We start from the raw sequence: 13369 nt of genomic DNA, 5'->3' as shown, positions 1-13369 counted from the left end.
AATAAATTAATTTGCAACAACATTAACAAGTTTTCCAGGAACAACAATTACTTTACGAACTGTTTTCCCTTCAATTTGGTCTTGAATTGCTTCAAGTGCAAGTTGTTCCATTTCTTCTTTTGATGCGTCTTTACTCATTGTTAGTTTTGCGCGAACTTTACCCATAACTTGAACAACGATTTCAACTTCATCTTCTACAAGTTTAGACTCATCAAATGTTGGCCAGCTTGCATATGTGATTGTTTCATTGTATCCAAGTTTGCTCCATAGCTCTTCCCCGATGTGAGGTGCAACTGGTGCAATCATTTTTACGAAACCTTCTACATATTCTTTCGGAAGCGTTTCAGCTTTGTATGCATCGTTGATGAATACCATCATTTGAGAAATCGCTGTGTTGAAGCGAAGCTCTGCATAGTCTTCTGTTACTTTCTTCACTGTTTGGTGGTAAGCTTTTTCAAGCTCTTTATTTGGTGCATCAGTAATTTTCTCACTTAATTCACCGTTATCTTGAACGAATAGACGCCATACGCGGTCTAGGAAACGACGAGCTCCGTCAAGACCATTTTCAGACCAAGCGATTGAAGCATCTAATGGTCCCATGAACATTTCGTATAGACGAAGTGTATCTGCACCGTGGCTTGCTACGATATCATCAGGGTTTACAACGTTACCTTTTGATTTACTCATTTTCTCGTTGTTTTCACCTAGAATCATACCTTGGTTGAATAATTGTTGGAACGGCTCTTTCGTTGGAACTACACCGATATCGTATAATACTTTATGCCAGAAACGAGCATATAGTAAGTGAAGTACAGCGTGCTCTGCTCCGCCGATATAAATATCAACTGGAAGCCATTGTTTTACTTTTTCAGGATCTACAAGTGCTTCGCTATTGTTTGGATCGATATAACGTAAGTAATACCAGCAGCTACCAGCCCATTGTGGCATTGTGTTCGTTTCACGACGACCTTTTTTACCAGTCTCAGGATCAACAACATTTACCCACTCGTCAATGTTAGCAAGTGGTGATTCACCTGTACCTGAAGGACGGATGTTGTCTGTTTTCGGAAGAACTAATGGTAATTCTTCTTCTTTTACAGCTGTCATTGTGCCATCTTCCCAGTGAATAACTGGAATTGGCTCACCCCAGTAACGTTGACGGCTGAATAACCAGTCACGTAGACGGTATGTTACTTTTTGATTTCCTGCGCTCGTTACTTCAAGCCATTCAATCATTTTTGCGATTGCTTCTTCTTTATTTAAACCATCAAGGAATGCTGAGTTTACGTGTTCACCATCACCTGTGTATGCTTCTTTCGTAATGTCTCCGCCTTTTACAACTTCCTTCATTGGAAGATTGAACGTTGATGCGAATTCATAGTCACGCTCATCATGAGCTGGAACTGCCATTACAGCACCTGTTCCGTAAGTTGCAAGAACGTAATCAGCGATCCAGATTGGTAATTTCTCACCATTTACTGGGTTAACTGCGTAAGCACCAGTGAATACACCAGTTTTCTCTTTCGCAAGTTCTGTACGCTCTAAATCACTCTTCATTTTTACAGAATTAATGTAAGCTTCTACAGCTTCTTTTTGTTCAGCAGTTGTAATATCAGCAACAAGTGCATGTTCCGGAGCAAGTACACAGTAGCTTGCACCAAATAATGTATCAGGACGCGTTGTGAAAACTGTGAACTTCTCGTCTGTACCATCGATATTGAAGTGTACTTCGGCACCTTCAGAACGACCGATCCAGTTACGTTGCATATCTTTTAAGCTTTCTGGCCAATCAAGCTCATCTAGATCTTCTAATAGACGATCTCCGTAAGCTGTAATTTTTAACATCCACTGTCTCATCGGACGACGCTCAACTGGATGTCCACCGCGCTCACTCTTACCGTCAATGATTTCTTCGTTTGCAAGTACTGTACCAAGTGCTGGGCACCAGTTTACAGGTACTTCATCAACATAAGCTAAGCCTTTTTCAAATAGTTTTAGGAAGATCCATTGTGTCCACTTGTAGTAGTTTGGATCTGTTGTATTTACTTCACGGTCCCAATCGTAAGAGAAACCTAATGATTTAATTTGGTTACGGAACGTATTAATATTATGCTCTGTAAATTCAGCCGGGCTGTTTCCAGTATCAAGTGCATATTGCTCTGCTGGAAGACCGAATGCATCCCATCCCATTGGATGAAGAACGTTATACCCTTGCATACGCTTCATACGAGATAAAATATCCGTTGCTGTATAACCTTCTGGATGTCCTACGTGTAGGCCTGCACCTGATGGATATGGGAACATATCTAGTGCATAAAATTTTGGTTTTTCTGTCTCATCTGGCGTACGGAATGTTTTATTCTCTTCCCAGTACCCTTGCCACTTCTTCTCAATTTCTTGATGATTAAAGCTCATGAGATACCCTCCTTAAAATTCTATTTATTTTCACCGCCCAAAATACAAAAAACCTCTCATCCCTAGAAAGGGACGAGAGGTTATAGATTCCCGCGGTACCACCCTAAATTAATGTACAAAAAATATACATTCGCTTAGATCCGTAACGTGGATTGACGGCAATTGCTACTATTAGTTTCACAACTGCAACTCAAAGGCGAGTTCATAACGAAACGTGGATTGACTTGCACCGACCGTCAACTCTCTAAACCAGCTTCTATTACTACTACTCCTTCTCACTGTTATTACAAATATGAGTTAAGTGAACTACCTCCGCCTCGTATCTCATAAGAGCTTACTTAAAGCAGGGCTTCTCGGTTAATCGTTACTCTTACTAACTAACGAATTCGTCTTAAGACACCCGAGCTATCTCCCTTGTTCCAAAGGTTGTTTTATTTAAATATATTCTAAAACATGTTAACATGTTCCGTCAAACTAAACTGCAATTTTTTCTTCAACTGTTTCTTCTACTTTTACTCGTTTATCATAAATGCTCGTTGCGATAAGCGCTACTACAAGCATTACCATGATTGCTATAAACAATACTTCCATATTATATAAATCAACAATTGCTCCGCCAACGACCGGACCGAACATTTTTCCTACAGTCGCCGCACTATTTACAACACCTTGATAAAACCCTAACTTATCTTTTGGTGCAAGTATATTTGCAATGGTCGGAACTGCCGGCCATACAAATAATTCACCAATTGTTAATGTTACCATCGCAACGAGGAACATCGTAAATTGCTGCGCTTGACTTAATACGATGAATGACGCCGCAAAAATGATGATTCCGATCGTAATTTGTTGTTTTAAAGAACGCTTCATCCAGCGAATTAGCATACTAACTAGCGGCTGCGCACAAACAATCATCGCTCCGTTTATCGTCCATAATAAACTATAGTGACGAAGACTAATATTTAACTCTTGCATATGTGTTGCAATTGCTCCTTGCCATTGTACGTATGTAACCCAGCATAAAGCATATGCTACACATACGATAAGAAGTGCTTTGAATCCAGGTGTAAGCGACCAACCTTTTTTCGTTTCCACTTCTTTTTGTACTCCTGGCTCTTTCTTGTCTTCCATACCACGGAATCCAATAAAAGCAATTAAGAAGAAAACAAAGTATAAAATAAAGTTTGCTAAGAAAATATAATCAAAACGATACGATGCAACTAATCCACCACACGCTGTTCCAATCGCAATACCAACGTTTTGTCCAACATACATCGCATTAAATGCTCGTCTTCCGCCCTCTGGCCAAACCGTACCAACCATCGCATACATCGATGGGAAGACCATTCCAGAACCAAAGCCGATTAACGCTAGCCAAACAACATATAACGGCCAACCGTGGAAGAACACAAGACCTAAAATCGATACGAGTGTAATGACAATTCCTACTAAAGTTGATTTATAACCGCCCCATTTATCAAATAAAACACCGCCGAGCAAGTTTCCAATTACACCAGTAAGCGAATTGATCATTAATACCATTCCGGCCACAGATAAAGATTTTCCTAGGTGATCATGCAAATAAATTGTATTAAAAGGCCATAAAAAAGAAGCACCCGTGACATTAATAATCATCCCAGCTACTAATAGCCATACTTTCCTTGGCATAGTCTCCCCTCCTATTCTATTTTTTCGTTCATCTATAACAGTAAAATTGTAGTCTTTTTTAAATAGGAAGGCAACTGATTAATAGTTGATGAAATTCAGATAATAGTTTGTCGGTAAAGGAAATTATATTGATTGGTGTTTGAAAATATATCGGCGATTTTGGAAATATATCAGCGATTATTAAAATATATCAGCGATTATTAAAATATATCGACGATTCTCGAAATATATCAGCGATTATTAAAATATATCGACGATTCTCGAAATATATCAGCGATTATTAAGATATATCGACTTACCGACAAAAAACGACAACAGCAACACTATATAAAGAGGCTGCATGAACTTCATGCAGCCTCTTTATATATTACCCAACTTCTTTTTCTCGCTTTGCACGTTCTTTAGCACTCCATTTAAATACCTTATCTAGTAGAGAGTATATTCTCCCAGACTCTTTCGTTAATAACGGTCCTAACGATGCCAATATTAAAACATATAAAGCAGAGAACGGTTTAATCGTTGCCATTAAGCCACCGGCAATGCCGATATTCGCTACAATAATAGAAAATTCCCCGCGTGATACGAGTGTTAAACCTATATTCATAGAAGCCTTATGGGATAACCCGGCTTTACGTCCCGCAACCATTCCAGCAGTAAAATTACCGATTAAAGTAATGAAAACTGCTCCTAATGCCAACCATACTGCGCCTCCAAGTGAAAACGGATCTATACTTAAACCGAAGCTGAAAAAGAATATGGCTCCAAAGAAATCACGGAATGGGACAACGAGCTTCTCAATTCGATCACTATGCTCCGTTTCAGAAAAGACGAGTCCTAATAATAAAGCTCCAATCGCTTCCGCAACATGAATTGTTTCTGAAAACCCTGCTACGAAGAATAAAATAGCAAATATTACGATAATAAAAATTTCATTTGAGGAAATATCTAATATTTTATTTAAGAACGGCGTAGCTTTTCTAGCGATTACAAAGAATAGTAGCATATACCCTACTGCGATTAACACCGATGTAAGAGCACCTGCAAATGACGTTGCCCCTCCGAGTACTAATCCTGAAACGACTGATAAATATACCGCTAAAAAAATATCATCAAACATAATGATTCCTAAAATCAGCTCCGTCTCTTTATTACCAGATCTTCTTAAATCAACAATGACTTTTGCAACAATTGCACTTGATGAAATTGTAATGATTCCAGCAATAATTAACGTCTCTAATAAGGGGAAGCCCATCACATATCCATAAAGCAAACCTAATAGGAAATTAAGTGATATGTGGACAGTCCCCCCAAAAGCAATTGATTTTCCTGATTTAATTAATTTTTTTATTGAGAATTCTAGGCCTAAATAGAATAGGAGGAATATGACGCCAACACGGCCGAGGAAGGAAATAACTTCTCCGCTTTCAATAAACCTTAAATCGATAAGTCCTAAATCAGGGGCATGAGGCCCCACTAACATACCGAGTATAATGAGAAACGGAATAATCGAGAACTTTAACTTCGCAGCGAGGATAGCTGCAAAAGCTACTAATACTAACGCAGTTCCAACTTCAAAGATTAAAGTATCCATCGATTATGAATCACCTCCTGCTGAAAGCAATTCATTAATAATTCTTTTCACTTCATGTCTCGCGCCCGATAACACGAGCATATCGCCAGCTTCAATAATAGAGTCTGGACCTGGATTAAAGAATTTCTTCATATTCTTTTTTAAAATAGCAATAATCGTTACGTTATATGTTTTTCTGACATGTAAGCTACCAATTGTTTTTTGTACGACTGGTGCGTTATTTTCCACCTTAAACCATTCAATTGATAGTCCTTCGAAAGCCATCTCAATTGTGTCTAACGCTTGTGGTCTATATACCATTCCGCCCAATATAGCTGCAATTTGTCTCGCCTCCGAATCACGAAGAGAAATACTTGAAATACTTTCATCATGATCTGCATCAAAATGATACATTTCTCTTCGGCCATCATCGTGAATAACAATAACCAGCTTTTCATTACCTTTTGTAATTACTTCAAACTTACATCCAATACCCGGTAATTCACTCTCTCGAATATTCATATTCCCGCCTCCTAAATTTTTTAGTTACGGCTTTTACAAATCAACATCAATCTCTGTTTTAAATTCTTCATCTTTTGAGATTCCTAAATACTTGAGTGTCTCTGATGGCGTTGCGTGATGAAAATGCTTTTGCAATAGTGCAATCGCTATCCCTCTTTTATATGCATGAAATCCAAACGTTTTTCTCATTGAGTTTGTTCCGATTTTACCAACAATCCCAACCGCTTCAGCAGCATTATGAATTACACGATACGCTTGTTGACGTGTAATTGAATTTTTCGTTTTATTAGATTGAAATACGTAGTTTTCTCTTTTCACATCAATAGATTGTACGTACTCTAAAAGTGCTTCTTTTACTTTTGTATTTAAATAAATATCTTGTTTAAACTTTTCATCTTTCACAGGAAGAGAATAAAACTCTTTAACAGTTCCATCTTCATTTAATACCTCTTCAAATTTCATACTAAGTAGCTCAGTAATTTTTAATCCTGTGTTAATTCCAATAACAAATAAAAGATAATCTCGCTGCGAGTGCTCTTTTAAATACTTTTTCATCGCCTCAATTTGGCTTATATTTTTTAATGCCTCTACAACTTCCATACATGTATTCTCCTCATCTTATGAACGGTAATTTTCTCATCATGTTGTCCATTTTACCTTATCACGCTATGAGATTTCCATGTATTATCCATTATTTTTACAATATACTTTTAGGTTTGGAAATTTATAATTGTGCAAATACAGTGGGGTAGGAACAATAGGGGGATACAAGTTCAGCCTCTTTCTACAGATTGGATTCCTCCTTTCATTTTTCTATTGCTGACACTTACATGTTATGTTACTTATTTACATTATATTATACATTTCAGTAACATTAAAGTGTTTTTTCTGAAAATAATAAAAACCGAGCAGTTTCGCTCGGTTTTTTATTAATCTTCTTTCGGAAGAACAATTCCTTTATACAATTGAACGGTAATGAAATAATAAATCGTGTAAATAACTACGAAAATTACAATTGGTACCCAAATACGGAAGTACGGATCGATTAAAATAAATCCGAAAATATTCATACCAACTAATACGTGAGCAATACCTACAATTGCTGGGAATAGGAAGACTAAGAATAATTCTTTATAAATGGATTTCGTTAATAATTCACGGCGCACACCGATTTTACGAAGCATTTGATAACGCGTAATATCTTTTGATGCACCAGAAAGAATTTTAAACATGAGACAGCTTGCCATCATTGCTAAGAAAGCAATTCCAAGGAAGAATCCCATAAACACTGTTCCGCTCGCAACGCCGTATAACATGTCGTAAGTTTGATATTTACTATTTAATCTTTCAGCTTTTACATTTTTATATTTATCTAGCTGCAACTCGTCCAGTTTTTTCCATTCTTTTGTATATACTAAGAAATCATCTGCTTTTCCGATAAATGCTATACCTTCTTTACCATTTATCCCATCGTACATTTTTTGATCTACAATTTTAATTGCATGATCTTCGTATATATAATACGGATGAATTGTGCTAAAAGCATCAACCCATTCTTCTGGAAGTTCTTTAGCGTTCGCATCTTTTTCATTCATTTCTCTAGAAACTGCACCTACTGGTAGTTCCTGTGAAACCTTCTTTGTATTCACTAAATCCTTCATCGACTTCATATTTGTCATATCTTTTACAAAAGGACGGTTTTTTTCTAAATCTTCTTTTACATAATAAACGTATTTATCATCAACTTTGTAGCGATATTCGCTTTTCTCTTTAAATGTAATACCGTCTAAAATTTTCTTTTCTTCAGCTGTAGGATTATGAACAACTGAATCATAGATTACTAAACCATCAGACAGTTTGATAGCGTTATTTTTAAACGCCATACCACCTGAAATTGCCCCTGCTCCAAGAGCAACTAACATCGCTACCGTTGCAAGCACCTTTGTTAAGCTATTAATACGGAAGTTTAATTGTGCAAATGTAAAAGCGTTAAGTCCTTTTTCACTACGCTTTTTATTACCTTTTAACTTTTTAATAATAACCGGAAGAAGTGATCCAAATAGCATGTAAGTACCAGCTGTCGTTGTAATTAATGCAATAAGGATTCCCATTTCTCTTAGTTTTGCCATGTAAATCATTGATGCATAGCCAATGCCTAATAAAATAACCGCAAGGAAGGCAACTACACCTGTCATTTTTCCTTTTACTGCAACACGTTCTGTTTGTGCGTCTGCATGTACAAGTTGCAGTACAGAAATACGTGATAATTTAATACTGTTCATAATTGCCGATAATACAAATAGTGCAAAGAAGAAGATGCACGTAACAGTCATAGATGGCAGGTAAAATGCTTTATAGCCTTTACCAGCAAATTCTAATTGTTTCATTAATAGCTGTCCGATACCTTCTGCAAGTCCTACACCAACTATAATACCAATCGCAAGAGACGCAGCGCCTAATACGATTGTTTCAATAAACATAAGTAATGTAACTTTATGTTTTTTCGCTCCTAACATCATATACATACCAAACTCTTTTTGACGAAGAGATAGTAAGAAAGAGTTCGCATATAGAATATAGAAGAACGTTATAATAGCGAGTAAAAATGAACCTGCTTGGAATACAAATCCAATTTGGCCAATCGTAGAATTTTCCTTAAGGAAGGCTTCGTTTAACGCTAACGTTTGGAACATATAAAAAATTGAAATCGACATGACAAGACCAACAAGTAAGACGATATAATCTTTCAGCTTACTCTTTAGTCCTGACATGGAAAGTTTAAATAACATGCCTTAGAACCTCCTTTCTTACGCTTTTTGTGTGCCTAAGTCTGCTAGCACATCTAAAATTTCTTTATAAAACTCTTCACGTGTACCACCTCGGTGAATTTCTTTATATAGCTCACCATCTTGAATGAATAAAATACGCTGACAGTAACTTGCACTAAACGGATCGTGAGTAACCATCATAATAGATACGCCTTGCTCTTGATTTAAGTTTGTCATCGCATCAAGTAAACTCGTCGCGTTTTTAGAATCAAGCGCTCCTGTTGGCTCGTCCCCTAAAATAATAGCTGGCTCATGTACTAAAGCCCGTGCTGCTGCGGAACGTTGCTTTTGTCCACCAGATACTTCAGATGGATACTTTTGAAGAATTGCTGAAATACCTAACATATCTGCTACTTTTTCTACTTTCGGCCCAATATTACGCGATGGAACACCTTGAAGTGAAAGTGGCAATGCGATGTTTTCATAAATAGATAAGTTCTCTAATAAGTTAAAGTCTTGGAAGATGAATCCTAATTTTTGCGAGCGGAAATCAGAAAGCTCACCTTGCTTCATTTTCGTAATATCCGTACCCGCAATTTCAACAACGCCGCCCGTTGCTTTATCAAGCGTTGAAATTACATTTAATAATGTCGTTTTACCAGAACCAGATGGTCCCATAATGCCAACAAACTCACCCTCTTGAATTGAGAATGATACACCTTTTAATGCGTGTGATTGGTTCTCACCTTTTTTACCGTACACTTTTTGAACGTTTTTCACGTCTACAACTGGTTTCGTCATATATATCCTCCTACGCTTGTTTTTCCATTACCTATTTTGCGCCTTTTGGAGCTGAACTGCTATTTGTTAACATTACATTTACCTTACACTTTTGTAAGATAAAAAGGTTTGTTTGTAAGCTTGGCTTTTACTACTAGTGACATAGTGAATCGGTAAATGAAATTATATCGGCGATTTTTCAAATATATCGACGATTCTTCCACTTTTATCAGCGATTTTCAAAATATATCGGCGATTCCCTCACTTTTATCGGCGATTTTCAAAATATATCGACTTATCGACAAAAGCCGACAATATAAAGAGGCTGTTCCCCAAAAGGAACAGCCCACTTCTCTCTTTATTTCTTTAAAGGCGTTACCGTCCAATACGTAATAACACGCCAAATCCATTCTAATGGACCCATTTTAAAGATTTTCATCCAAATCACACTAAACACAATTTGAATTGCATAAATTGCAATACACACATATAACGTCTGCATGTAAGTTAAATTTCCTGCAAAGTTACATACACTGCCTGCAATTAAAATCATTGCAGTTTGACCGATATAATTTGTTAAAGCCATACGACCGTAGTATTTCAGTGGTGCTAACAATGTTTGAACTAGTTTTAATTGTAGTAGTAAAATTAATGCTCCAACATAGAAAGCTGAAATAATTGGTCCAACTGTAATACCAATTTTTAAAAATTGGCTTGCAGCATCCACTGTTCCATCTTCAATTTCCACTATCCCATTTATAAATGGGATAGCAGGAACGTGCCCATATTGATACCATACAGCTATTACGCTTAAAACAAACATAATACCTGTAAAAATAGCGACTTTCTTTATGTTCTGCGTAAGATTTTCAAATACACGATACTGTCCTGCAGCAAGCCCTAATAAAATTAAGCCAAGTGGTAATAGTTCTTTCGCTCCCATTACACTGAAGGTAATTGTTAAAATAAGCCCTAGTACTAGGTTCGCTTCTTTTTTCGCCTTATAAAACGGTAAAACAATTAACCCGCAAATTGCGTATAACGCTAGTGCTTCTCCAGGCTGAAACATTTGATGAATCAAACCGAAAATAAATAGTGCAACTAAGCGGCGGAAAAATAAAACATATCCATTTTTCCCCTTTGCAATTGCTCTAGAGATAAAGATATAGAATCCCACTCCAAATAAGAATGAGAAGATTGAGAAGAAACGCCCTTCTACAAATAAGTATAAAAACCTTTGATAACTAGCATCCACTGTATTAGGATCTGGAATTTTAATGTTAAGTAGTGCAAGAATATTTACTAAAATAATTCCCAGTAGTGCAAAGCCACGAATGTAATCTAACTCATCAATTCGTTTGTTTGTAATATTGTTCCCCATAAGCAACTCCTTGTCCAAAATTTAATCCTCCCTTACTCTACTGGAAATGTGATTTTACAACTATCGGTAAACCTTACAGCAATCTTACATTATTGTCATATAGCAAAATAAAACCAGGTCATATTGCGACCTGGTTTACTCTGATTGTTTTGATTTTTGCGGTTGTCCTTTTTTACTATTACGCTGTTTTACTTGAACCACTGGATCAAATTCATTCGAAAACTCTGCGTTATGTCCATTTTGCGTTTTTTGTTCTGGATTATTTTGATCTGAACGTTTCGCCATTACATTCACTCCTTATTAGTGCGGTGTAATAATCATTTGATGTTGCAATTGGCGAATTGCCATACGCGCTCTATTTAACTGCTCACGTTGCTCATCATTCGCATGTTGTTGCATCGTTTGTAAATCGTTATATGCTTGTTCTAATTGTAACTGCGCATCTGCATACTCCATCGTATTATAATGTTCTTGTCTCATACCAAGATCTAATTGTTCTTTCGCATATTCCACAACTTGTTCCGCTTGTGTAATATACGATTCAAGTGATTGACGCTCTGCCATAATTGTCCCTCCTTGCTTCAATTCCCCTTTAGTGTGTCCCTTCCATCTCTACCTTATGAGTATGTTATAATGGATTTTGTTTCATTTTGACTCGGCTTAGGAGGGAAAGTAATGAAGGTTCAAAACCCTTTTCCATATACAAACGACAATAAACGTTATCATACATGGAATTACCATTTACGAAATGAATTTGGTGAAAAAATCTTTAAAGTTTCATTAGATGCTGGCTTCGATTGCCCGAACCGTGACGGTACAGTTGCTTTCGGCGGTTGTACATTTTGCAGTGCTGCCGGATCTGGTGACTTCGCTGGCGATCGCCGCGATGATGTTATAACGCAATATCATGAAATGAAAGAAAAAATGCGCTCAAAGTGGAAAGACGGAAAATGTATCGCTTATTTCCAGGCGTACACAAATACACATGCACCACTTGAAGTGTTAAAAGAAAAATTCGAACCGCTTCTAGCAGAAAAAGACGTTGTCGGTCTTTCTATCGCGACTCGCCCAGATTGTTTACCGGACGATGTCATTGCATATTTAGCGGACTTAAATAAACGCACGTATCTTTGGGTTGAACTCGGACTACAAACGGTTCATGAACGTACTGCAAACCTTATTAATCGTGCTCACGATTATCCTTCTTATGTGGAAGGTGTAAATAAATTACGCAAGCATGGCATTAGAGTTTGCTCTCATATTATTAACGGTCTTCCTCTTGAAGATTACGACATGATGATGGAAACAGCTCGTGAAGTAGCGAAGCTTGATGTACAAGGAATTAAAATCCACTTACTTCACTTATTAAAAGGAACGCCAATGGTGAAGCAATATGAAAAAGGACAACTCGAGTTCCTTTCTCTTGAGGATTACGTAAGTCTCGTTGTTGATCAACTTGAAATCATTCCAGAGGACGTAATTGTGCACCGCATCACAGGTGACGGTCCACCTGATTTAATGATTGGTCCAATGTGGAGCTTAAATAAATGGGAAGTATTAAATTCCATCGATGCAGAATTTGTGCGCCGCGGAAGCTGGCAAGGAAAATATGCAAATGAGGAGAAACAAAAATGAAATTAGAACGTGTATTACCGTTTGCTCGCACGCTTCTGCAAACGGCTGTTAAAGAAGGCGATTACGCTGTAGATGCAACTTTAGGCAATGGGCATGACACTTGCTTCCTAGCTGAAATCGTTGGCGATAACGGAAAAGTATTTGGATTTGATATTCAAAAAGAAGCAATTGAAAGCTCAACAACTCGTCTAAAAGAAAAAGAACTTTTCGAACGTACTGTTTTAGTTCACGATAGTCACGATACACTTCTATCCGTATTACCAGAAGATGCAAAAGGAAAAGTAACAGGCGCTATCTTCAACTTAGGTTACCTTCCAGGCGGAGACAAGCATATCGTTACAAAACCGAACTCAACAATCTCAGCAATCGAACAATTATTAGAAGTAATGGCACCTGAAGGTATCATCGTCCTTGTTATTTACCATGGACACCCAGAAGGACAAGTAGAACGCGACGCTGTTCTCAAATTTGCCGAAGAACTAGACCAAAAACAAGCTCACGTACTGCGATACGGCTTTATTAACCAACAAAATAACCCGCCATTTATTGTGGCGATTGAGAAGCGATAAATATATCGACGATTTTTCAATTATATCTATCGTAACTTAGAATATATCAACGATTTTTTCG

12 protein-coding genes and 1 other annotated feature are annotated in these 13369 nt (G+C 37.2%); of the genes, 2 read left to right on the top strand and 10 right to left on the bottom strand.

The annotated features are described in order from the left end of the window. Positions 1-6: 6 nt before the first annotated feature. The 10 genes from leuS to RCJ96_RS00775 form a co-directional block, all read right to left on the bottom strand. On the bottom strand, positions 7-2415 hold the full coding sequence (gene leuS / locus RCJ96_RS00820; protein WP_270695414.1) for a leucine--tRNA ligase: 2409 nt from the start codon (positions 2413-2415) through the stop codon (positions 7-9). Positions 2416-2480: 65 nt separating this feature from the next. Beyond that, positions 2481-2703: a binding site (T-box leader), on the bottom strand. Between the two features lie 186 nt (positions 2704-2889). After that, positions 2890-4083 (bottom strand): MDR family MFS transporter, encoded by a 1194-nt coding sequence (locus RCJ96_RS00815; RefSeq protein WP_074610797.1) that lies wholly within the window; start codon positions 4081-4083, stop codon positions 2890-2892. Positions 4084-4450: 367 nt separating this feature from the next. Next, complete coding sequence (locus RCJ96_RS00810) at positions 4451-5674, bottom strand: cation:proton antiporter (protein ID WP_416504475.1); 1224 nt, start codon at positions 5672-5674, stop codon at positions 4451-4453. Positions 5675-5677: 3 nt separating this feature from the next. Further along, positions 5678-6175, bottom strand: coding sequence for a cation:proton antiporter regulatory subunit (locus RCJ96_RS00805; protein WP_001026041.1), 498 nt, complete (start codon positions 6173-6175; stop codon positions 5678-5680). A gap of 33 nt (positions 6176-6208) precedes the next feature. After that, positions 6209-6775 carry a tyrosine-type recombinase/integrase gene (locus RCJ96_RS00800; protein ID WP_270796638.1) on the bottom strand — a complete coding sequence of 189 codons (567 nt, stop codon included), beginning with the start codon at positions 6773-6775 and terminating at the stop codon, positions 6209-6211. 329 nt (positions 6776-7104) lie between these two features. Beyond that, positions 7105-8964, bottom strand: a complete 1860-nt coding sequence (locus RCJ96_RS00795) for an FtsX-like permease family protein (protein ID WP_270796639.1) — start codon at positions 8962-8964, stop codon at positions 7105-7107. Between the two features lie 18 nt (positions 8965-8982). Next, entirely contained in the window at positions 8983-9744 is a 762-nt protein-coding gene (locus RCJ96_RS00790) for an ABC transporter ATP-binding protein (RefSeq protein WP_000165840.1), read from the bottom strand. 337 nt (positions 9745-10081) lie between these two features. Next, positions 10082-11104: a DUF418 domain-containing protein gene (locus RCJ96_RS00785; protein ID WP_270796669.1), complete on the bottom strand. Its 1023-nt coding sequence runs from the start codon at positions 11102-11104 to the stop codon at positions 10082-10084. Positions 11105-11239: 135 nt separating this feature from the next. Further along, complete coding sequence (locus RCJ96_RS00780) at positions 11240-11389, bottom strand: glycogen biosynthesis protein GlgD (RefSeq protein ID WP_074610480.1); 150 nt, start codon at positions 11387-11389, stop codon at positions 11240-11242. Between the two features lie 15 nt (positions 11390-11404). Next, positions 11405-11668 (bottom strand): YtzC family protein, encoded by a 264-nt coding sequence (locus tag RCJ96_RS00775; RefSeq protein ID WP_071728744.1) that lies wholly within the window; start codon positions 11666-11668, stop codon positions 11405-11407. A gap of 111 nt (positions 11669-11779) precedes the next feature. Here RCJ96_RS00775 and RCJ96_RS00770 point away from each other — a divergent pair, with 111 nt between their 5' ends. Both RCJ96_RS00770 and RCJ96_RS00765 read left to right on the top strand, forming a co-directional pair. Further along, positions 11780-12739 carry a TIGR01212 family radical SAM protein gene (locus tag RCJ96_RS00770; RefSeq protein WP_416504476.1) on the top strand — a complete coding sequence of 320 codons (960 nt, stop codon included), beginning with the start codon at positions 11780-11782 and terminating at the stop codon, positions 12737-12739. Next, complete coding sequence (locus tag RCJ96_RS00765; RefSeq protein ID WP_000764489.1) at positions 12736-13308, top strand: class I SAM-dependent methyltransferase; 573 nt, start codon at positions 12736-12738, stop codon at positions 13306-13308. The genes RCJ96_RS00770 and RCJ96_RS00765 overlap by 4 nt, the downstream gene beginning before the upstream one ends. Positions 13309-13369 lie beyond the last annotated feature (61 nt).

The organism is Bacillus sp. BSL6 (genome assembly GCF_052928345.1).
The sequence above is the reverse complement of the archived record's forward strand: the minus strand, read 5'-3'. Positions and strand labels throughout refer to the sequence as shown.